Source organism: Ruegeria sp. HKCCA6837 (genome assembly GCF_013034475.1).
Taxonomy (GTDB): Bacteria; Pseudomonadota; Alphaproteobacteria; order Rhodobacterales; family Rhodobacteraceae; genus Ruegeria.
Genome location: NZ_WQGD01000006.1, coordinates 213,997 through 233,753, shown reverse-complemented (window position 1 = coordinate 233,753; position 19,757 = coordinate 213,997). Strand labels below are relative to the sequence as shown.

Sequence of the window (19,757 nt, the reverse complement as noted above, 5' to 3'; positions counted from 1 at the left end):
ACTGTCCAAGACGAAAGAATGTGCGTCTGCTAGGCAATAACGCCATGCGCGACACGTCATGATATGCAAAAACACCGGTCATCATGGCCGTTGGCAAGTTCCTGCAAATATGAGTTGGTCGTCGGCAATGGTAAGCTGCTGCGGTTCTGTGTCTGGCCCTACTTTCCAGTTGATCCGCGACGATCCGAAATTCTGGACGCAGAACTTTGTGCCCTCGTGCCGTCCAGCTTCGCGCGCACCGTCCAATGACGCCGATACACCTTTGACGACAACAGTAAACTCAGCAGGTGAATTCTTTTTGTCGACCGCTTTGGCTTTGGTCCGAAACGCCTTGCCATCGAACAGAATACGGTCTTCTGACGGTCTGATCAGACCGCAGGCAGACACACTTGCCAAAGCCAGCACAACAACAAGAGTTTTAGGGGCCTTCATACATTCCCTCATTGTTTTTTGTTCCGCCATGTCGCCATCAAAACGCCGCCACCAATGCCATAAGCCCGATCACAAACATGCAGGCCCAGCCCAGCACATACAGTACGGACCGCAAACCACTGTTCGGCTTGCCGATCCCGCTAAGATGCACCACCAGCATAAGAAGCCGTGCAACCAATGCGACCGACGCCAGAAGGTTGACCCAGAATGGGCTGACCCCCAGCAAAATTGCCGCCACAACAACGGTTAGAAACGCCGGGAGCGTTTCGGTCCCGTTCAGATAGGCCCGGTTCATACGATAGGCTTGATCGCCATAATCCTGCTCGGGCGTGGCACCGGGTGCCAAGCCCTTGCCCTGCTTGGCCAACGCGGAAAACGGGGCCAGAAACAAAACAACCAGTGTGAAAAACACAACGGATGCTATGGCGTGTGAATATTCAGCAAAGGCTTCCATTCGGTTTACTCCGCTGCCATCGCACCCATGCGGCCCGATTTCTGGGCCTTGATGCGGTCCTCGATCTCTTCCCGGAAGTTGCGGATCAGGCCCTGGATCGGCCAGGCGGCCGCGTCACCCAAGGCACAGATGGTATGGCCTTCGACCTGTTTGGTCACATCAAACAGCATGTCGATCTCTTCCAATTCGGCCTCGCCTCGCACCAGACGATCCATAACGCGCATCATCCAGCCGGTGCCTTCCCGGCACGGCGTACACTGGCCGCAGCTTTCGTGCTTGTAGAATTTCGACAGACGCCAGATCGCCTTGATGATGTCCGTCGACTTGTCCATTACGATCACCGCAGCAGTACCAAGGCCCGAGCCCAGATCATTGCGCAGGTAATCAAAATCCATGATCGCGTCGCGCATGTTTTCACCGCGCACGCAAGGAACAGAGGATCCACCCGGGATTACCGCCAACAGGTTGTCCCAACCGCCGCGAATGCCGCCGCAATGCGTTTCAATCAGCTCTTCGAATGAGATCGACATGGCCTCTTCGACGACGCACGGGTTGTTCACATGGCCCGAAATCGCAAACAGCTTGGTGCCCGCGTTGTTCTGACGGCCAAAGCCTGCGAACCAGTCCGCACCCTGGCGCAGAATGGTCGGCACAACGGCAATTGATTCCACATTGTTCACCGTGGTTGGGCAGCCATAAAGGCCAGCCCCCGCCGGAAACGGAGGTTTCATCCGTGGCATGCCCTTCTTGCCCTCAAGGCTTTCGATCAGGGCGGTTTCCTCGCCGCAAATATAGGCCCCGGCCCCGTGATGCAGAAAGATATCGAAATCCCAGCCCGAACCAGCGGCGTTCTTGCCCAAAAGACCAGCGTCATAAGCCTCGTCAATCGCAGCCTGCAGCGCCTCGCGCTCGCGGATGTATTCGCCGCGCAGGTAGATATAGCAGGTGTGCGCGTTCATCGCGAAAGAGGCGATCAGACAGCCTTCGATCAGCGTATGCGGATCATGGCGCATGATCTCACGGTCTTTGCAGGTGCCGGGTTCGGATTCATCCGCGTTCACCACCAGATAAGCCGGACGCCCATCGCTTTCCTTGGGCATGAACGACCATTTCAGGCCCGTCGGGAAGCCCGCGCCGCCGCGACCGCGTAGACCTGAGTCCTTCATCGTCTGGATGATCCAGTCGCGGCCCTTTTCGATCAGGCCAGCAGTGCCGTCCCAATGCCCGCGGGCCTGTGCGCCCTTCAGCGTGCGCTCATGCATCCCGTAGATGTTGGTAAAGATCCGGTCCTGATCCTTCAGCATCGCGTGTTACCTTCAGCTGTCCTGACGCATGCGCCAGAGTTGAAAAATGTTGATGCCTGCATAGATGAAACCCGCCAAGGCAGCGAGATCAAACAGCAAGGCGTGCCGGGTGGTCAAACCCAGCACGGGTCCGATGAACAGGTTCATGGCAAGCCAGATCAGCATGGTCACGGCGATGACCACTCCGATGTGTCGACCCTTGCGGGCTATGGCCTGTTCCTTATCTTTGTCCATCTTTCCCTGATGCCCCGGGTGGGCATCCGCTTAGTCTTCGTAGGTGCCGTCTTCCTTGGCACGTTTGGCGAATTCGGTTTCGTCACCCACCGCAAGCTTGGCCGCCTGTTCGATCCAGCCGTCGCGTTCGATCCGGCCTTTGAACTTCAGGCGTGCATCAACCCAGGCCACATGTTCGGGTGTCCAGGCCGCGATTTGGTCGTAGTGATAGAAACCCAGCTCATTCAGCGTTTCTTCCAGCTTCGGTCCCACGCCTTTCAACAGCTTGAGGTCGTCCGGCAATCCGCCACGCGCCTCGGTCAGCGTTCTGGGCGCGTCTTCTTTGACAGCTTCCGGCTCAGCCTTGGCTTTCGCTTCTTCCGCTTGCTTCACCGCAGGTTTCGCGGGTTCTGGTGCTTTGGGAGGCTTCGCCGCAGCCGAGGCTCCGGCCTGCTTGCCATCCTTGCCCAACCAAGGCGTCAGGATCGGTACTTCGGTGCCGTCGATGCGCTTGATCGTGTCGCCCAGATCCGTCGCCAGCTCAACGCTAGCGTTATATTGCGGCTTGCCAGCTTCATATTCCGACAGGCTGCTCAGCCCCTTCAACGGCTCAGCCGCATAGCGCCCGTTCTGCGGTCCGGGTGTCGGTACCTTGCCAGCGGCCAGATCATCGATGATCTTGCCAAAACTCTCAGCCGTCAGGTCTTCGTAGTAATCTTTGCCGATCTGCGCCATGGGCGCGTTGGTGCACGAGCCGAGGCATTCCACCTCTTCCCAGCTCAACTTGCCATCAGCGGACAGCTCATGCGGTTTGGCGGTGATCTTTTCCTTGCAGACCGCAATCAGATCCTCGGCCCCGCAGATCATGCAGGAGGTCGTACCGCACACCTGAATATGCGCCACCGAACCAACCGGTTGTAGTTGGAACATGAAGTAGAAGGACGCAACCTCAAGCACGCGAATATAGGCCATGCCGAGCATGTCCGCGACGGATTCAATCGCCGGGCGGGACAGCCAGCCTTCCTGCTCTTGCGCGCGCCACAACAGCGGGATCACCGCGCTGGCCTGACGGCCTTCGGGGTACTTGGTAATTTGCGCTTCGGCCCATTGCTGATTGGCAGCGGTGAAGGCGAAGCTATCGGGTTGTTCGGGATGAAGACGGCGGAGCATTAGCGGTCAATCTCTCCAAATACGACGTCCATGGTGCCGATGATGGCGGCGACGTCGGCCAGTTGGTGGCCTTTGGAAACGTGGTCCATGGCTTGAAGGTGCAGGAAGCCAGGCGCGCGCAGCTTGGCCCTGTAAGGCTTGTTGGTGCCGTCGGCAACCAGATAGACGCCGAACTCGCCCTTGGGGGCCTCGACGGCGGCATAAACCTCGCCTGCGGGGACATGGAAGCCTTCGGTATACAGTTTGAAGTGATGGATCAGGCTCTCCATCGAGGTCTTCATGTCTGACCGTTTCGGCGGGGTGATCTTGCCACGGGCCAGAACGTCACCCGGGCATTCACGGATCTTGGCGATGGCCTGACGGATGATCAGCAGCGACTGGCGCATCTCTTCCATGCGGCAGAGATAACGGTCATAGCAGTCGCCATTTTTACCGACTGGGATCTGGAATTCGAATTCGTCATAGCATTCGTAGGGCTGCGCACGGCGCAAGTCCCAAGCCAGACCGGACCCACGGACCATCACGCCCGAGAAGCCGTATTTCTGGATGTCATCCTCGGTCACAACGCCAATATCAGCGTTGCGCTGTTTGAAGATGCGGTTTTCGGTCAGCAATCCGTCAATGTCGTCCAGAACGGCGGGGAACTCGTGGCTCCACGCCTCGATATCGTCCAGCAGTTCCGGCGGCAGGTCCTGATGGACACCGCCAGGGCGGAAATAGGCGGCGTGCAGGCGGGCTCCACAGGCGCGCTCATAGAACACCATCAGCTTTTCGCGCTCTTCAAAGCCCCAGAGCGGCGGGGTCAGAGCACCTACATCCATTGCCTGCGTGGTCACATTCAGCAGGTGATTCAGGATGCGCCCGATTTCGGAATACAAAACCCGGATCAGCGAACCCCGACGCGGTACTTCGACACCGGTCAGCTTTTCGATGGCCAAACACCAGGCATGTTCCTGGTTCATCGGCGCCACATAATCCAGACGGTCGAAATACGGCAGGTTCTGCAGATATGTCCGACTTTCCATCAGCTTTTCGGTGCCACGGTGCAGCAGGCCGATATGCGGATCGCATCGCTCGACGATCTCACCGTCGAGCTCGAGAACCAGACGCAGAACCCCGTGCGCCGCAGGGTGTTGCGGGCCGAAGTTGATGTTGAAGTTGCGGATCTTCTGTTCTCCGCTCAGCGCGTCCGTGCTGCCGTCATCGTATCTTGAGCCGTCCATCAACGCCCTCGTTTCTTCTTTTTCGCATCGGCCCGCACCCGGACCTTTTCGGCATCAGCCGCTTTTGCTGCCGCGGCTGCCAATAGGGCACCCATTACGCCCAATGCGATCAATTCACCCATCATGTCAGCGTCGCTCCAATCATTGCAGCCTTGTTGCCTTCCTTCGGGTTGAGACGTTTTTTGTTACGTCTCTTGCTTCTCATCCCCCGGCAGGATGTAGTTCGCACCTTCCCATGGGGACATAAAATCGAATTGTCGGTATTCCTGCACCAGACTGACGGGTTCGTAGACCACGCGTTTTTGCGCCTCGTCATAGCGAACCTCGGTATATCCGGTGGTCGGAAAGTCCTTGCGCAGCGGATAGCCGCGGAAACCATAGTCTGTCAGGATACGCCGCAGATCCGGGTGACCCGAGAACAGGATGCCAAACATGTCGAACACCTCACGCTCGAACCAATTGGCCGAGGGGTGAACATCGACGATCGAGGGCACCATGTCCTCCTCGCGGATCGAAACCCGCAGGCGGATGCGTTGATTCTGGTACATCGACAGGAAGTGATAGACCACATCGAACCGCTTGGCGCGTTCGGGATAATCGACACCGGTGATGTCCACCAGGGTTGAAAACTGGCAAGACCGGTCGCTTTTCAGAAATTCGATAAATTCAACCAGGTTTGACGGCGCCACATCGACATTCAGCTCTCCATGGGTGACATCCCAGGACAAGACGCAATCGGCCCGCTTCAGCTCCAGCTGTGCGCCGAGTTCTTTGAGTGCTTCGCTCATCAACTCTCTCCTCAGCGGACGATGGTGCCGGTACGGCGGATTTTGCGTTGCAGTTGCATCAGACCATACAGCAACGCCTCAGCGGTCGGAGGGCAGCCCGGTACGTAAATGTCCACAGGCACAACCCGGTCACAGCCACGTACGACCGAGTAAGAGTAGTGATAATAGCCACCGCCATTGGCGCAGGATCCCATCGAGATCACATAACGCGGCTCGGGCATCTGGTCGTAAACCTTACGAAGCGCCGGGGCCATCTTGTTGGTCAGCGTGCCTGCCACGATCATCACATCTGACTGGCGTGGGGACGCACGCGGCGCGATACCAAACCGTTCCGCATCATAACGGGGCATCGAGGTATGCATCATTTCAACCGCGCAGCAGGCCAGACCAAAGGTCATCCAATGCAGCGACCCGGTGCGCGCCCAGTTGATGATGTCCTCGGTCGAGGTCAGCAAGAAGCCCTTATCCTGCAGCTCAGCGTTCAGGGCCTGGGTGGCGACTTCTTTGTCGACGCCAGCAGTGTTTGCACCCGTCATCACTCCCATTCCAAGGCCCCCTTCTTCCACTCATAGGCAAAGCCGATGGTCAGAACACCAAGGAACACCATCATCGACCAAAATCCGACATCGCTGATGTCCTTGAAGCCGACGGCCCAAGGGAACAGGAAGGCGATTTCAAGATCGAAGATGATGAAAAGAATCGACACCAGATAGAACCGGACATCGAATTTCATCCGCGCATCGTCGAAGGCATTGAAACCACATTCATATGCGCTGACCTTTTCGGGGTCTGGATTGCGGACGGCCAGAACCACAGCAGCCAGAATCAGGACGATCCCAAGGCCAACGGCAACGGCCAGAAACACCAGAATCGGGAGGTACTCCCGCAGCAGGTCTTCCACGAATAGCTCCTTTCCTGCGCATATCCCAAAAGGGTGCGCCGTCAATTGGCGTGTTGACTGGACATTCTCTATCCCTGCGGGGTCAGGGGGTCAACCGAACACAGTGCCCCACGACATCAAACATGCGCTTGACAGCGCGGCATAGAATCGCAGCGGGGTTTCTTGCCAAGGCCAAGCGGTTCTTTGTTAAACCTACTTATTCCATGCAGGTTTTCGTTTTTCGAAGAACGCCGCAATTCCTTCACGCGCCTCTTCCGTTTCCCAGCGTTCAACCAGTTCCCCGATGGTCTGGTCTATCACAGCGTCATCAATGCGCGGGCCCAGAGTTCTGATCAGCTCTTTGGCCGAGGCAACCGCGCCGGGCGCGCATGACAGATAGGGGCGAATTTCGTCCTCTATCGCATCCGCAAGCTGTTCCGCGGACACCGTCTTTGCCAGCAAGCACAGCTCAACAGCTTCTGCAGCATCGAACAATCGGGCCGACATAAACACTCTGCGCGCACGCGCTTCGCCCATACGGGCGATGACGTAAGGCCCGATGGTGGCAGGGATCAGGCCCAATCGGGTTTCGGTCAGACCCATCTTGAGGCTGTCCACCCCTATTGCGATGTCGCAGACAGCAGCCATCCCAACACCGCCGCCAAAGGCGTTACCCTGTAGCGCGCCGATCAAAGGCTTGGGCAGTGTGTTCAAAGCTTGCAGCATCTCAGCCAGCTTGCGGGCCTCGGTGAAACGGGTCGCTTTATCCGCCGCCATCTGATCCTGCATCCAACCCAGATCGCCACCTGCGCAAAAGCTCTTTCCGGCTGCGGCCAGAACAACGACCCGAACGGTATCGTCCTGCCCCAATTGCTCTGCGGCCTGGGTCAGCTCGGTGATCATCTGACCAGACAAAGCGTTGTGCTTTTCTGCCCGGCTCAGGGTCAGAGTGGCTATCCCTCGTGAATCGGTCGAGATCGCGAGTGTTTCAAACATTTCAGCCCCTTAGTGCCTTTGCCATCCGCGCGGCTTCTTCAATCACATCGAGGTCCAGCCCCGTTTCATATCCTAGTCGTTGCAAATGCTCGGCGACGGCTTCAGTGGCCACATTGCCTTCGGCCCCCGGCGCATAGGGGCAACCGCCCAACCCGCCTACGGCTGCGTCGAACACACGCACGCCCAGCGCCAGCGCCGCATCGATATTGTCAATTGCGCGTCCATTGGTGTCGTGGAAATGCCCCGCCAGCCGCGTCACGGGAACCCTTTCGCGCACCGCCAAAAGCATATGTGCGACCTTGTCTGGCGTTCCCTGCCCGATCGTATCACCTAACGAGACCTCGTAGCAGCCCAGCGCAAACAACCAGTCTGCAACCTCGGCCACTTTCTCGGGCGGGGTTGGGCCGTCATACGGGCAATCGGTCACACATGAGACATAACCGCGTACCGGCAGGTCGATATGGCGCGCTGCTTCCAGAATCGGAACGAACCGCTCAATCGATTCCGCGATTGACGCGTTGACATTGGCCTTGGAAAATCCCTCGGACGCCGAGGCAAACACGGCAATCTCGTCTACCTTGGCCGCCAGCGCATCCTCATACCCACGCATATTGGGCGTTAGCGCCGCGTAGCGGACACCATCCGCGCGGTTGATCCCGGCCAGAACTTGTGCCGACCCAGCCATCTGCGGCACCCATTTTGGGGACACAAAGCTTGCGACTTCGATCCGACTAAACCCGGCACGGCTGAGGCAGTCGATCAGTGCCACTTTGTCGGCAACAGGTATCTCACGCTTTTCGTTCTGCAGCCCATCGCGCGGCCCAACTTCATAAATCTCGACCTGATCACCCATGTCTGTGCCCCTTCTGGCTGCTTTTTGTTTTCAAAACGGATGATCTGACCGTGCCACGTGTGGCGACGCGGGTACAGATCACTCTTCCTCCAACCGCACCAAGGCTGCCCCGGCTTCGACTTGAGCACCATCTTCGACCAGCACCTCGGCCACAACGCCATCGCGCGCCGCCAGCAGGGAATGCTCCATCTTCATCGCCTCAAGAATGGCCAAGCGATCACCCTCTTGCACGGCCTGACCCGCTGTCGCAAAGACCGCTTTGACCAGACCTGGCATCGGCGCCTCGATCACATTGGTATCGCCCGTAGCACTGGCATCCCGATCAAGCGGGTCGATCAGATCAAAGCTGCGGCCATAATCCTTAAACACGGTCAGGGTCGACCCACTTACAGAAACGTCTGGCATCGGCGCACCGTTCAGTGTCCAGCGATCCGAGGTCCGCTCGGCCAAGACGCGATCCTCTCCCATTTGCCAAATCTGTCGATCCGGCCCGTCGACTTGCACATCCAGATCCAAGGTTTCGCCCTCAGCGGAGAGTTGCACGGCGCGATGCAACGGAGCCCAAAGAGAGAACCCGGTTTCAAGCGCGACATTCACCAGGTCCAAGGCTGTCATCGCTGCTGCAACGACTGCCACGACCGAAGGTTCTGCTTCCTGAACCAATTCCTCAAGTTCCCGCCCGATCAGACCCGTATCCACATCGCCCGAGGCAAACCCCGCATGACGAGTCAACGCCCCCAGGAAAGCCAGGTTTGTTACGGTACCCGCAACTTTGGTTTTCTGTAAAACCCGGTGCAACGTCTCAAGCGAGACAGAGCGGGTCGGCCCGTGCACAACCACTTTGGCAATCATCGGGTCGTACCATGGGCTGATCGTATCCCCTGCCCGCACGCCACTGTCGGCGCGGCAATTGGCTGGGAATTCCAGATGCGTCAGCGTACCCGTCGCAGGCAGGAACCCTTTCGGAACATCTTCCGCATAAAGCCGTGCCTCAAACGCATGGCCCTGGATCGACAGGTCTTCCTGCTGCTTCGGCAAGCTTTCACCCGCCGCGACGCGCAATTGCCATTCGACAAGATCAACACCCGTAATCGCTTCGGTCACAGGGTGTTCCACCTGCAAGCGTGTGTTCATCTCCATGAACCAGAACCTGTCTGGGCGCAGCCCGTCCGAGGCGTCCACAATGAACTCAACCGTGCCCGCGCCTTTGTAGCCAATCGCCTCGGCGGCACGCACGCCAGCCTGCCCCATAGCCGCGCGCATCTCAGGCGTCATGCCGGGGGCCGGAGCCTCTTCGATCACCTTCTGATGTCGCCGCTGCAAAGAGCAATCGCGTTCGAACAAATGCACCGCATGGGTGCCATCGCCAAAAACCTGCACCTCAATATGGCGCGGCTTGACGACGAACTTCTCGACCAGCACCGTATCATTGCCGAACGCGGTCTTGGCCTCACCGCGGGCGCTGTCCAGCGCTGCGGCAAAATCCTCGGGCCGTTCGACAAGCCGCATGCCCTTGCCGCCACCGCCTGCCACGGCCTTGATAAGAACCGGATAGCCTATGGTATCCGCTGCGCCCGCCAGATGCTCGGCATCCTGATTGTCACCGTGATAGCCTGGGACCACCGGAACTCCGGCCTGCTCCATCAGAACCTTGGCGGCATCTTTCAGGCCCATCTTGCGGATCGCATCCGCTGACGGGCCAATGAAAACCAACCCCGCAGCCTCAACCGCATCCACGAAATCAGGGTTTTCGGACAGAAACCCATAGCCGGGATGGATCGCCTGCGCGCCCGCATCCAACGCGGCCTGAATGATTACATCGCCCTTCAGATAACTCTCGGCAGGGGCCGCACCACCGATATGAACAGCTTGATCCGCCATCTGCACATGCTTGGCCGAGGCGTCCGCGTCCGAATACACCGCAACGCAGGACACGCCCATCTTCTGAGCAGTTTCCATAACGCGGCAGGCGATCTCACCCCGGTTGGCAATCAGGATTTTGTTGAACATAGTTTACTCCTCAGCCGCTAGATCTTCGATGAGGCGGAACCGTTCGCAGAGCAATTCCATCTTGGGATCAAACCCGCCATTGCGCTCAAAATACTGGCGGTGGTGCTCACGCCACCCTTCAAGGGTCTCATTTTCGCCTTCGGCCAACGCAAAATCTTCGGTCACGTCGCAATACCGACAGATCGCCACGTCGACCGTTTCGATCACCAATGCCGGGCGATCATCCCATTCCAGTGCGATATCACGCCGCCCCACGACAGGCTTCGCCGGGCTGTCTTCGGGATAGTCACGCGAAGCTCCGCAAGTCGCCGTTTTCCGACCCGTTCGCACCAGAGACAACAGCTCAGCGCTCAATTCAGCATTGTCGCCAAACTTGAAGGTTTGCGCGCCTGGATAGCGCGCCACGACATCATTCACACAAACGCTCATCTCACATCCTGAACACGCCGAAACGTGTCTCCTCAATCGGTGCATTCAGCGCCGCGCTCAGCGACAGGGCCAGAACGTCGCGCGACTTGCGCGGATCGATGATGCCGTCATCCCATAGCCTCGCCGAGGCATAGAGCGGGTGGGACTGCTCTTCGAACATCTCCAGCGTTGGGCGTTTAAACTCGGCCTCTTCCTCAGCCGACCAAGTGCCGCCCTGCCGTTCGATCCCGTCACGTTTGACGGTGGCCAGAACGCCCGCCGCCTGCTCACCGCCCATCACCGAAATGCGCGAGTTTGGCCATGTCCACAAGAACCTTGGCTGATAGGCCCGACCGGCCATGCCATAGTTCCCGGCCCCGAACGAGCCGCCCACCAGCATCGTAACCTTCGGCACCGAGGTCGTCGCCACCGCAGTCACCATCTTGGCCCCGTGCCGGGCGATGCCTTCGTTTTCGTATTTCCGTCCCACCATGAAGCCGGTGATGTTCTGCAGGAACACAAGCGGCGTCTTGCGCTGCGAACACAACTCGACAAAATGCGCGCCCTTCTGGGCGGCCTCAGAAAACAAAACGCCGTTGTTGGCAATGATCCCGACCGGACACCCTTTGACATGGGCAAATCCAGTTACCAGCGTGTCGCCAAAGCGCGGTTTGAACTCATCGAACCGAGAGCCATCGACCAAACGTGCAATCACCTCGCGGATATCATAGGGCGTGCGCAGATCAGCAGGGACAACTCCAAGAATTTCCTCAGGGTCGTACGCAGGTTCCTCCGACGTTTCAAACTGTAGGCCACGCTTAAGTTCGGTACCGCCCAACGACCCAACCGCCCGCCGGGCCAAGGCAAGCGCGTGCGCGTCATCCTCGGCCAGATAATCCGCCACGCCGGACAAGCGGGTGTGGACGTCTCCTCCACCCAGCTCCTCGGCACTGACGACCTCGCCCGTAGCGGCCTTAACCAGAGGTGGCCCGGCCAAAAAAATGGTGCCCTGCTCTTTCACGATGATCGTCACATCAGACATCGCGGGCACATAAGCCCCGCCCGCCGTACACGAGCCCATCACCACCGCGATCTGAGCAATGCCTTTGGCGCTCATCCGCGCCTGATTATAGAAGATGCGGCCAAAATGGTCGCGGTCGGGAAAAACCTCATCCTGATTGGGCAGGTTCGCACCGCCGCTATCGACCAGATAGATGCAGGGCAGATGGTTTTCCTCAGCAATCTCCTGCGCGCGCAGGTGTTTCTTGACCGACATCGGGTAATACGTGCCGCCCTTTACGGTGGCGTCGTTGCACACCACCATGACCTCGCGCCCCTGCACCCGGCCGATGCCCGCAATAACCCCGGCACAAGGTGCGGCATCGCCATACATCCCGTGCGCCGCCGTCGCACCGATTTCCAAAAACGGAGAGCCCGCGTCTAACAGGTTCGCGACCCTGCGCCGAGGCAGCATCTTGCCCCGTGATTCATGCCGCGCACGGGATTTCTCGCCACCGCCCATCCGGGCTGCATCGGCAGCGGCAGAGATCTGCGCCAGCGCGTCGAGATGCGCAGCGCGGTTTGCTTTGAAGCCCTCGGAGGCGGGCATGGCTTTTGATGTGAGTTTCATTTTTAGATATCCACCTTCAATGCCCGATTACTTATGGGCAAGACCACCACTGCGAAGTAAATTATGTAGAAGATTACGCTCTTTGCAGAAGACGAGAGGGGCCAATTCAACAGCCCTTCAGGGTTGTTCAAATAGATACTAGTCTCATCCAATGCCAAGAAAGGCAAAGGCAGCGTCATCAGAAAAAACAATAGTAAGAAATGAAAAACCCCATTCTTGGACTTAACGCGCAGCCAAGCTTCGCAGTTGCCACACCTTACAGCTGGCACGTACTCCTCACTGCCAACCATAGTGGTCAAAACACTTAAGGGCTGCGGCACCCCATATTTGGGGTACTTTAACCCTGACAGACGCCGCAGAATCTTATTCATTGTCGGTCTCCCCCGCCGCTCGCGCCTTCAACTCCTTCCGGATCACCTTCCCCGTCACCGTCATCGGCAATTCCTCCAGAAACGCCACTTCGCGCGGATAAGAGTAATGCGCCAAACGGTCTTTGACCCAATCTTGCAACTCACGCTCTGCAGCCTGAGCCCCCGGTTTCAGCACCACATACGCCTTGACGATCTCGTTCCGCAGCGGGTCTGGCTTTCCGACCACGCCCACCGTCGCCACCGCGGGATGGGTCAGCAGGCAATCCTCGATCTCGGCAGGGCCGATGCGGTATCCGGCTGAGGTAATCACGTCATCGTCACGTCCGACAAAGCGCAGGTAATCCCCCTCCCAAACGCCGCGATCTCCGGTGATCAACCAATCGCCCCGGAATTTCTCAGCCGTCGCCTCGGGCCGTTTCCAATATTCCAGCAGCATCGAGGCGGATCCGCCCCGGATCGCCACGTCGCCTTCCTCGGTCGTTGGGTTGCCGTCCTCGTCGATCACCGCCACTTCATGCCCCGGCACCGGTTTGCCGATGCAGCCGGGCTGCGCTGGGAAATCCTCGGCGCAAGAGGACACCACCATGTTGCACTCGGTCTGGCCGTAGAACTCATTGATCGTCAGACCAAACGCTTTTTGCCCCCAGGCCAGCATCTCGGCCCCCAACGGCTCACCGCCGGACGCGACCGAACGCAGGCCGGGAATACTCTGATCGGCCGCTTTCAGCATCCGCAAGGCTGTAGGAGGGAAAAACACGTTGCGCACCCCGCCGCGTGCGACAATATCGGCGCAGGCCTCGGGCGTGAATTTCTCAAGCCGCGCCGCGACCACGGGAATACCAAGCGCCAACCCCGGCATCAGCACATCGAACAAACCGCCGATCCATGCCCAATCCGCAGGAGTCCACAGGCAATCGCCCTCACGCAAATGGTTATGACTGATCGAGACACCCGGCAAATGCCCGGTCAGCACACGATGCCCATGCAGCGCGCCCTTTGGGCTTCCTGTGGTACCTGAGGTATAGATCAGCACCGCTGGATCCCCGGGACCGGTGTCGGCGAATGGAACGGGTGCGCCAGCCTCACCAATTTCTGATGCAATCAGAGCTTCGGCCAAATCGCCCAGCAGTGCAGCCCCTTCGGCATCGGTCAGCACAATTTTGGCGCCTGCATCTCCGACCCGCGACCTTAGGGCATCCTGCTTGAACAACTTAAACAGCGGGACAGAGATCGCTCCGATCTTCCAGATGGCCAGATGGGCTGCGGCGCACCAGGCGGACTGGCTCAGCAGCACGCCGACGCGGTCTCCGGGCTGCACACGGCGCAGCAGGGCGCGGGACAGATCATCCGACATATTAGCCAGCTGTCCGCAGGTGACTTGGCGTGCATCCGCACCGGTCAAATCAATCAACGCCACCTGATCTTCGGTATGGCGCAAGCATTGCTGTGCCATATTCATTCGCTCAGGCACGTCCCAGCCACCCCCTGGGCGCAAACCCGGTATGCGCTCAGCGTTTAGCACCGTGAAACTCCCTTGTTTCTCTTACCCTTAACCAGATTGCACCCGGTCCAGCAGTCACCGGAATTTGATGCAGATCAGGGCGACCCGGACACCAGTCTGCGACTCCAGTCCCATCAACAGAACCAAAGGCAAGAATATGACCAAGAAACTCGCCGCATTGACCCTGTCCACCGCCCTTGTGGCGATGGCCGCCCCTGCATTCGCCCAATCGCAAGGAGATTGGACCGTCGGCATCGGTGTCGGCTATCTGGACCCGAAATCCGACAACGGCACGATCGCTGGCGCACCTGCGACGATTGACGCAGATACACGCCCGATCTTCACCGCTGAATATTTCATCCGTGACAACCTGGGCATCGAACTGCTGGCCGCAACTCCGTTCAAACACACCATCGCCCTTGGCGGTGTTGATGCGGCCACAGTCAAGCACCTGCCGCCCACACTGTCGTTGAACTATCACTTCCCGACCAACAGCGCTTGGAAACCCTATGTGGGTGCCGGTCTGAACTATACCATCTTCTTCGATGAACAGACCGCTTTGGGCAATCTCAAGGTCGATGACTCCTTCGGTGTCTCGCTGCAAGCCGGTCTGGACTACATGGTCAGCGATAACGGCGCAGTTCGTTTGAATGTACGCTGGTTCGACATCGACTCGGACGTATCGCTGAACGGTACCAATATCGGCACCGCAGAAATCGATCCGTTCCTGGTCGGCATTTCCTACGTCCATAAATTCTAATCCCATCTCAAAAGCGCCCCGCAGTGACCTCGTCTGCGGGGCGTCTTTTCTCAGAGCATTTCGCTCATCATTTCACGGCCGATCAGCATCCGGCGAATCTCGCTAGTGCCAGCGCCGATCTCCATCAGCTTGGCATCCCGGAAAATCCGGCTGACCGGCGAATCCGACAAGAACCCGGCCCCGCCCAGCGCCTGAACCGCCTGATGCGCCTGCACCATCGCCTGTTCCGAGGCATACAGACAGCACGCCGCCGCGTCCTGACGCGTCACGTCGCCCCGATCACAGGCCTTGGCGACCTCATAAACATAAGCCCGAGCCGAGTTCATCGCCGTGTACATGTCGGCGATCTTGCCCTGCATCAACTGGAAGCTTCCGATGGGTTTGCCGAACTGTTTGCGCTCGGCCAGATAGGGCATCACTTCGTCCAGACAGGCGGCCATGATGCCGGTGCCGATCCCGGCTAGAACCACACGTTCATAGTCCAGCCCCGACATGAGCACGGCCACGCCTTTACCCTCTTCGCCCAACACGTTCTCGAACGGCACTTCAACGTCTTCAAAGATTAGTTCAGCAGTGTTCGACCCGCGCATCCCCAGCTTGTCGAAATGAGGTGAGGTCGAGAACCCTTTCATTTCCTTCTCGATCAGAAAGGCCGTGATCCCCTTTGACCCGGCATCCGGATCTGTCTTCGCATAGACCACCAGTGTATCCGCGTCCGGCCCGTTGGTGATCCAGTATTTATTGCCATTCAGACGGTAATGATCGTTCCGCTTCTCCGCCCGCAACTTCATCGACACAACGTCCGATCCAGCTGACGGTTCCGACATGGCCAGCGCGCCGACATGCTCGCCCGAGATCAGGCGCGGCAGGTATTTCTGCTTCTGCTCCTCACTGCCGTTCAGCTTGATCTGGTTCACGCAGAGGTTTGAATGGGCCCCGTATGACAGGGAAACCGATGCCGAGGCACGCGCGACTTCTTCGACCGCAATCGTATGCGCCAGATAGGACATACCTGCACCGCCATATTCTTCGGGCACAGTGACACCTAAAAGGCCAAGTTCACCCATCTCTTTCCACAGCTCGTTCGGAAACGCATTGGTCAGGTCAATCTCAGCCGCCATAGGCTTGACCCGCTCCTGCGCCCAGCGATGCACCATCTCGCGCAGGGCATTCACATCCTCACCCAGATCGAACTTCATCGTGGCCATGAACATCTACGTCCTCCCTCCGCATTAATGAACAAATGTTCAATAAATTAGTATCAGCGAATACAGGCCCGGTCAATCTTTGTGAGCGCCCCGACGCAAAACGCCGCCCAACACGGGCGGCGTTGCAAAAGATTCAGCGTGCGCCGCAGGCGCACTCCGCATGGTTACGACTGATAGACCACGCCCACCTCGGTCCGGATTATCCGCGCAATCATCTGGCAATCTTCCAGTGAAAACGTCAGGGGTACACGCATGTCCATGACGCCAGCCAGAACACGATCACTTTCTGGCATACGCTCACTGTCGAAATAACGCCAACTGTCATAGCGTGATGTGAACCCGGTTGGCTCGGCCCCTCCGAACCATTTCAGCTCGACCCCTCGCGCCGCACAACGGCTGATCACGTCAGCAACCCGCTCGGGTGACCAGTCCAGCAGCAGAAACTGTATCGAAGATCCGACATAGGTCTCCTCCTCGGGCCGCTCGACCATGGTCAGGCCCGGCGTTCCGCGCAAACCGGTCTCGATCTCGCGATAGCGCTCATTCCAACGCTCCACCTGACGGTCCAGATCGCGCAATTGCGGGCGAAGAATTGCAGCACGCAAATTGTCCATCCGGCCAGAGACATTCGGCGTCGTGTATTTGATCCGCTCGAACACCTCGGGCCCCGGCGCAGCCAGATGGCGCTCATACAGCATGTAGGATCCCGACAGCATTGTGGCTTTGGCCGCCAACTCCTCGTCATCGGTGACCAGCAAACCGCCCTCGCCCGAATTCACGTGCTTGTAAGTCTGGCACGAATAACAGCCGATTGCGCCCTGCCGCCCCGACAACTGGCCCCGCCAGGCTGCACCCATCGTATGCGCGCAGTCTTCGATCACGATCACGCCGGCGGCATCGCACATCTGCATCAGTCGGTCCATGTCACACAGGTGGCCCCGCATATGGCTGAGCATAAGCACGCGCGCCTGATCCAGTTTGCGCTCAAGATCATCCAAATCGATGGTAAGATTCTCGGTCACGCCCACAAAGATGGCCCGCCCCCCAACCGAAGCAATCGACCCCGGCACCGGGGCCAACGTGAAGGCGTTGGTCAGAACGGGATCACCGGGCTGAACTCCAACCGCGCGAAGGGCGGTGGCCAGAGCATATCCGCCAGATGACACAGCCAGACAGTATTTTGCTCCCATCTGCGCCGCGAATTCCTGCTCCAGCAGAGCCGTTTCCCCCAATTCGCCCGCCGCCACGTTATAGCGATGCAGACGCCCGTGGCGCAGAACGGCCAGAGCCGCCTCTATCGCGTCCTCGGGAAGGGGTTCCTGCTGCGTGAAATTGCCAGTAAATGTTTCGGTCATGGTCTTTTTCTGGGGCTCCGAGTGAGTCCGGTCAAGGTTTCAGGCTGCTGCACCTATCAGATCGGGCACGAGGTCCGGCAAATCGTCGAAGTGGTGCAACAGGGCTTCGGGTTCCAATGCCGCCATGTCATCCCCTGACGGTCCGAATGTCACCAAAACAGATGGAACCCCTGCGGCTTTGGCGGTGTTGCGGTCTGTATCCGAGTCTCCGATCAGCACGCACCAATCAGGGTCGCCCCCGGCGCGACGCGCAGCTTCGCGGAGTGGCGCCGGATCAGGTTTGCGCACCGGCAGCGTGTCGGCACCGACCAATGAGGCAAAGCGGTCTCGTACACCCATGCGGGTCAGCAACAATTCGGCCAGATGTTCAGGTTTGTTGGTGCAAATGCCAACACCGTACCCCGCCTTGCTCAGCATCTCGACCGCCTGCAAAGCGCCGGGATAAAAACTGGTGTGGGTGTCGATGTCCTGCGCATAGGCTTCAAGCAGAACCGGGTAATAGGCGTGGACCGTATTCTCATCAAAGGCACCCACGCGTTTTAAACCGTGGGTCAACATCATGCGGCCACCACGCAGCGCTATACCAGCATCCTGTCCATGGACCAGCACATCGCCGTGCCCCATTTCGCGAAAACAATGGTTCGCTGCGGCCAGCAAATCGCCTGACGTGTCCGCCAATGTGCCGTCCAAATCGAATATGACGGTGCGCATATCGCCTCCTTATTCGGCAGGTTTTCGCCGTGTCCTGTTTCAATCGGCAATCTTGTTTGATGGCCGAACGGCTTGCGCCTTTGCCCTCAGCGGATAAAACGGTCGGCAACAAAACACAAAGAGAAAACGATTTCATGAGCATTGCCCTTGTCATCCTTGCCGCCGGAAAAGGCACCAGGATGAATTCGGATATTCCCAAAGTCCTGCATCCCATCGCCCAAGTGCCGATGCTTGTCCACGCGATGCGCGCCGGGTCCGTTCTGTCGCCCGAGCGAACTGTGATTGTCACCGGCCACGGGTCCGAAGCTGTGGCAAAGGTTGCGCAAGGCGAAGACGAAGCGGCGCAGATTGCCGTTCAGGAAGAACAACAAGGCACCGCTCACGCAGTTGCTCAGGCGCGGCAAGCGTTGGAGGAGTTTGAGGGCGATGTTGTGGTGCTTTACGGCGACACCCCGTTTCTACAACCGGACACGCTGGAACGGATGATCGAGGCACGGTCGCAGAACGATCTGGTCATTCTCGGGTTCGAAGCTGCCGACCCCGCACGTTATGGTCGGTTGGTGATGAAAGGCGACAGCTTGGAATGCATTGTCGAATTCAAAGACGCCACTGATGAAGAACGGGCACTAACCTTCTGTAATTCTGGACTTCTTGCCTGTAGCGCAAAACTATTGTTTTCGCTGATCGATGCTGTCGGAAACGACAACGCTTCCGGTGAATACTACCTGACTGACGTGGTGGAAATTGCCCGCAACCGTGGTTTGAACGTGACCGCCGTCGCCTGTGACGAGTCCCAGACACTGGGGGTGAACTCGCGCACGGATCTTGCCGCCGCGGATGCCGTGTACCAGGCCCGCGCACGTGCTGAGCTTTTAGACATGGGTGTCACCTTGATGGCCCCTGAGACGGTGTATCTGGCCGCTGACACTGTGATCGGGCGCGATACAGTGATCGAACCCAATGTGGTGTTTGGTCCCGGCGTCACGGTTGAAAGCGGCGCGACGATCCGGGCGTTTTCGCATCTGGAAGGGTGCCATGTCAGTCGCGGCGCGATCATTGGGCCCTATGCCCGTTTGCGCCCCGGCGCCGAGTTGGCGGAAAACACGCGGGTTGGAAACTTCGTCGAAATCAAGAACGCTGAAATCGCCGAAGGTGCCAAGGTCAACCACCTCAGCTATATCGGCGATGCGACTGTGGGTGCTGCAACAAATATCGGCGCAGGAACAATCACCTGCAACTATGACGGCGTGATGAAGCACAAGACCACCATTGGTGAGAACGTGTTTATCGGGTCGAACACCATGCTTGTCGCCCCCGTAACCGTAGGCGACGGCGGAATGACAGCAACGGGCACTGTCGTGACCAAGAATGTGGAACCTGACGCGTTGGCTGTGGCTCGCGCCAAGCAGGAAAACAAGCCCGGATATGCGCGTAAATTGTTTGATATGTTAAAGGCGAAGAAGGCTCGCCGCGATAAAGAGGCCTGAGAT

General features: G+C 58.5%; 22 protein-coding genes. 2 read left to right on the top strand and 20 right to left on the bottom strand.

Features of this window, described 5'->3' with window-relative positions; all coding sequences use genetic code 11:
• Positions 1-81: 81 nt before the first annotated feature.
• From GOV91_RS11305 to GOV91_RS11230, 17 genes are all read right to left on the bottom strand, one after another.
• A complete protein-coding gene (locus tag GOV91_RS11305) occupies positions 82-432 on the bottom strand; it encodes a hypothetical protein (protein ID WP_171235576.1) in 351 nt (116 codons plus the stop codon).
• Positions 433-469: 37 nt separating this feature from the next.
• The gene (locus GOV91_RS11300; RefSeq protein WP_171235575.1) at positions 470-886 is read right to left on the bottom strand and encodes an MAPEG family protein; all 417 of its coding nucleotides are present in this window, start codon (positions 884-886) and stop codon (positions 470-472) included.
• Between the two features lie 5 nt (positions 887-891).
• Positions 892-2,190, bottom strand: coding sequence for an NADH-quinone oxidoreductase subunit NuoF (gene nuoF, locus GOV91_RS11295; RefSeq protein ID WP_171235574.1), 1,299 nt, complete (start codon positions 2,188-2,190; stop codon positions 892-894).
• A gap of 12 nt (positions 2,191-2,202) precedes the next feature.
• On the bottom strand, positions 2,203-2,424 hold the full coding sequence (locus GOV91_RS11290; protein WP_171235573.1) for a DUF5337 domain-containing protein: 222 nt from the start codon (positions 2,422-2,424) through the stop codon (positions 2,203-2,205).
• A gap of 30 nt (positions 2,425-2,454) precedes the next feature.
• A complete protein-coding gene (gene nuoE, locus GOV91_RS11285; RefSeq protein WP_171235572.1) occupies positions 2,455-3,573 on the bottom strand; it encodes an NADH-quinone oxidoreductase subunit NuoE in 1,119 nt (372 codons plus the stop codon).
• Positions 3,573-4,796 carry an NADH-quinone oxidoreductase subunit D gene (locus GOV91_RS11280; protein WP_171235571.1) on the bottom strand — a complete coding sequence of 408 codons (1,224 nt, stop codon included), beginning with the start codon at positions 4,794-4,796 and terminating at the stop codon, positions 3,573-3,575. Before GOV91_RS11280 ends, nuoE begins: the two co-directional genes overlap by 1 nt.
• On the bottom strand, positions 4,796-4,921 hold the full coding sequence (locus GOV91_RS22820; RefSeq protein ID WP_256369234.1) for a hypothetical protein: 126 nt from the start codon (positions 4,919-4,921) through the stop codon (positions 4,796-4,798). Before GOV91_RS22820 ends, GOV91_RS11280 begins: the two co-directional genes overlap by 1 nt.
• Positions 4,922-4,981: 60 nt before the next feature.
• Positions 4,982-5,584, bottom strand: a complete 603-nt coding sequence (locus GOV91_RS11275; protein ID WP_171175171.1) for an NADH-quinone oxidoreductase subunit C — start codon at positions 5,582-5,584, stop codon at positions 4,982-4,984.
• Positions 5,585-5,595: 11 nt separating this feature from the next.
• On the bottom strand, positions 5,596-6,129 hold the full coding sequence (locus GOV91_RS11270; RefSeq protein WP_010442777.1) for an NADH-quinone oxidoreductase subunit B family protein: 534 nt from the start codon (positions 6,127-6,129) through the stop codon (positions 5,596-5,598).
• Positions 6,120-6,485, bottom strand: coding sequence for an NADH-quinone oxidoreductase subunit A (locus tag GOV91_RS11265; protein ID WP_050602775.1), 366 nt, complete (start codon positions 6,483-6,485; stop codon positions 6,120-6,122). The genes GOV91_RS11270 and GOV91_RS11265 overlap by 10 nt, the downstream gene beginning before the upstream one ends.
• A gap of 192 nt (positions 6,486-6,677) precedes the next feature.
• On the bottom strand, positions 6,678-7,460 hold the full coding sequence (locus tag GOV91_RS11260; protein WP_171235570.1) for a crotonase/enoyl-CoA hydratase family protein: 783 nt from the start codon (positions 7,458-7,460) through the stop codon (positions 6,678-6,680).
• 1 nt (position 7,461) lies between these two features.
• On the bottom strand, positions 7,462-8,313 hold the full coding sequence (locus GOV91_RS11255; RefSeq protein ID WP_171235569.1) for a hydroxymethylglutaryl-CoA lyase: 852 nt from the start codon (positions 8,311-8,313) through the stop codon (positions 7,462-7,464).
• Positions 8,314-8,391: 78 nt separating this feature from the next.
• Positions 8,392-10,323, bottom strand: coding sequence for an acetyl/propionyl/methylcrotonyl-CoA carboxylase subunit alpha (locus GOV91_RS11250; RefSeq protein ID WP_171235568.1), 1,932 nt, complete (start codon positions 10,321-10,323; stop codon positions 8,392-8,394).
• Positions 10,324-10,326: 3 nt separating this feature from the next.
• Positions 10,327-10,752, bottom strand: coding sequence for an ASCH domain-containing protein (locus GOV91_RS11245; protein ID WP_171235567.1), 426 nt, complete (start codon positions 10,750-10,752; stop codon positions 10,327-10,329).
• A 1-nt stretch (position 10,753) separates the two neighbouring features.
• Positions 10,754-12,361, bottom strand: coding sequence for a carboxyl transferase domain-containing protein (locus GOV91_RS11240; protein WP_171235566.1), 1,608 nt, complete (start codon positions 12,359-12,361; stop codon positions 10,754-10,756).
• A 2-nt stretch (positions 12,362-12,363) separates the two neighbouring features.
• Complete coding sequence (locus GOV91_RS11235; protein ID WP_171235565.1) at positions 12,364-12,732, bottom strand: hypothetical protein; 369 nt, start codon at positions 12,730-12,732, stop codon at positions 12,364-12,366.
• Positions 12,725-14,191 carry an AMP-binding protein gene (locus GOV91_RS11230; RefSeq protein ID WP_171235606.1) on the bottom strand — a complete coding sequence of 489 codons (1,467 nt, stop codon included), beginning with the start codon at positions 14,189-14,191 and terminating at the stop codon, positions 12,725-12,727. The genes GOV91_RS11235 and GOV91_RS11230 overlap by 8 nt, the downstream gene beginning before the upstream one ends.
• A gap of 199 nt (positions 14,192-14,390) precedes the next feature.
• Between GOV91_RS11230 and GOV91_RS11225 the strand changes: the two genes are divergently transcribed.
• Complete coding sequence (locus tag GOV91_RS11225; protein ID WP_171175189.1) at positions 14,391-14,993, top strand: OmpW family protein; 603 nt, start codon at positions 14,391-14,393, stop codon at positions 14,991-14,993.
• A 50-nt stretch (positions 14,994-15,043) separates the two neighbouring features.
• Here the strand turns inward: GOV91_RS11225 and GOV91_RS11220 are convergent, their stop codons facing one another.
• From GOV91_RS11220 to GOV91_RS11210, 3 genes are all read right to left on the bottom strand, one after another.
• Positions 15,044-16,207: an isovaleryl-CoA dehydrogenase gene (locus GOV91_RS11220; protein ID WP_171235564.1), complete on the bottom strand. Its 1,164-nt coding sequence runs from the start codon at positions 16,205-16,207 to the stop codon at positions 15,044-15,046.
• Positions 16,208-16,365: 158 nt separating this feature from the next.
• Positions 16,366-17,556, bottom strand: a complete 1,191-nt coding sequence (locus tag GOV91_RS11215) for a DegT/DnrJ/EryC1/StrS aminotransferase family protein (RefSeq protein ID WP_171235563.1) — start codon at positions 17,554-17,556, stop codon at positions 16,366-16,368.
• Between the two features lie 39 nt (positions 17,557-17,595).
• A complete protein-coding gene (locus tag GOV91_RS11210; RefSeq protein ID WP_171235562.1) occupies positions 17,596-18,267 on the bottom strand; it encodes an HAD-IA family hydrolase in 672 nt (223 codons plus the stop codon).
• Between the two features lie 134 nt (positions 18,268-18,401).
• Between GOV91_RS11210 and glmU the strand changes: the two genes are divergently transcribed.
• On the top strand, positions 18,402-19,754 hold the full coding sequence (gene glmU / locus GOV91_RS11205; RefSeq protein WP_171235561.1) for a bifunctional UDP-N-acetylglucosamine diphosphorylase/glucosamine-1-phosphate N-acetyltransferase GlmU: 1,353 nt from the start codon (positions 18,402-18,404) through the stop codon (positions 19,752-19,754).
• Positions 19,755-19,757 lie beyond the last annotated feature (3 nt).

Coding starts and splice junctions, on each gene's coding strand:
- GOV91_RS11305 (WP_171235576.1), bottom strand. CDS start 432: ATGAAGGCCCCTAAAACTCTTGTTGTTGTGCTGGCTTTGGCAAGTGTG.
- GOV91_RS11300 (WP_171235575.1), bottom strand. CDS start 886: ATGGAAGCCTTTGCTGAATATTCACACGCCATAGCATCCGTTGTGTTT.
- nuoF (WP_171235574.1), bottom strand. CDS start 2,190: ATGCTGAAGGATCAGGACCGGATCTTTACCAACATCTACGGGATGCAT.
- GOV91_RS11290 (WP_171235573.1), bottom strand. CDS start 2,424: ATGGACAAAGATAAGGAACAGGCCATAGCCCGCAAGGGTCGACACATC.
- nuoE (WP_171235572.1), bottom strand. CDS start 3,573: ATGCTCCGCCGTCTTCATCCCGAACAACCCGATAGCTTCGCCTTCACC.
- GOV91_RS11280 (WP_171235571.1), bottom strand. CDS start 4,796: ATGGACGGCTCAAGATACGATGACGGCAGCACGGACGCGCTGAGCGGA.
- GOV91_RS22820 (WP_256369234.1), bottom strand. CDS start 4,921: ATGATGGGTGAATTGATCGCATTGGGCGTAATGGGTGCCCTATTGGCA.
- GOV91_RS11275 (WP_171175171.1), bottom strand. CDS start 5,584: ATGAGCGAAGCACTCAAAGAACTCGGCGCACAGCTGGAGCTGAAGCGG.
- GOV91_RS11270 (WP_010442777.1), bottom strand. CDS start 6,129: ATGGGAGTGATGACGGGTGCAAACACTGCTGGCGTCGACAAAGAAGTC.
- GOV91_RS11260 (WP_171235570.1), bottom strand. CDS start 7,460: ATGTTTGAAACACTCGCGATCTCGACCGATTCACGAGGGATAGCCACT.
- GOV91_RS11255 (WP_171235569.1), bottom strand. CDS start 8,313: ATGGGTGATCAGGTCGAGATTTATGAAGTTGGGCCGCGCGATGGGCTG.
- GOV91_RS11250 (WP_171235568.1), bottom strand. CDS start 10,323: ATGTTCAACAAAATCCTGATTGCCAACCGGGGTGAGATCGCCTGCCGC.
- GOV91_RS11245 (WP_171235567.1), bottom strand. CDS start 10,752: ATGAGCGTTTGTGTGAATGATGTCGTGGCGCGCTATCCAGGCGCGCAA.
- GOV91_RS11240 (WP_171235566.1), bottom strand. CDS start 12,361: ATGAAACTCACATCAAAAGCCATGCCCGCCTCCGAGGGCTTCAAAGCA.
- GOV91_RS11235 (WP_171235565.1), bottom strand. CDS start 12,732: ATGAATAAGATTCTGCGGCGTCTGTCAGGGTTAAAGTACCCCAAATAT.
- GOV91_RS11230 (WP_171235606.1), bottom strand. CDS start 14,191: ATGAATATGGCACAGCAATGCTTGCGCCATACCGAAGATCAGGTGGCG.
- GOV91_RS11225 (WP_171175189.1), top strand. CDS start 14,391: ATGACCAAGAAACTCGCCGCATTGACCCTGTCCACCGCCCTTGTGGCG.
- GOV91_RS11220 (WP_171235564.1), bottom strand. CDS start 16,207: ATGTTCATGGCCACGATGAAGTTCGATCTGGGTGAGGATGTGAATGCC.
- GOV91_RS11215 (WP_171235563.1), bottom strand. CDS start 17,556: ATGACCGAAACATTTACTGGCAATTTCACGCAGCAGGAACCCCTTCCC.
- GOV91_RS11210 (WP_171235562.1), bottom strand. CDS start 18,267: ATGCGCACCGTCATATTCGATTTGGACGGCACATTGGCGGACACGTCA.
- glmU (WP_171235561.1), top strand. CDS start 18,402: ATGAGCATTGCCCTTGTCATCCTTGCCGCCGGAAAAGGCACCAGGATG.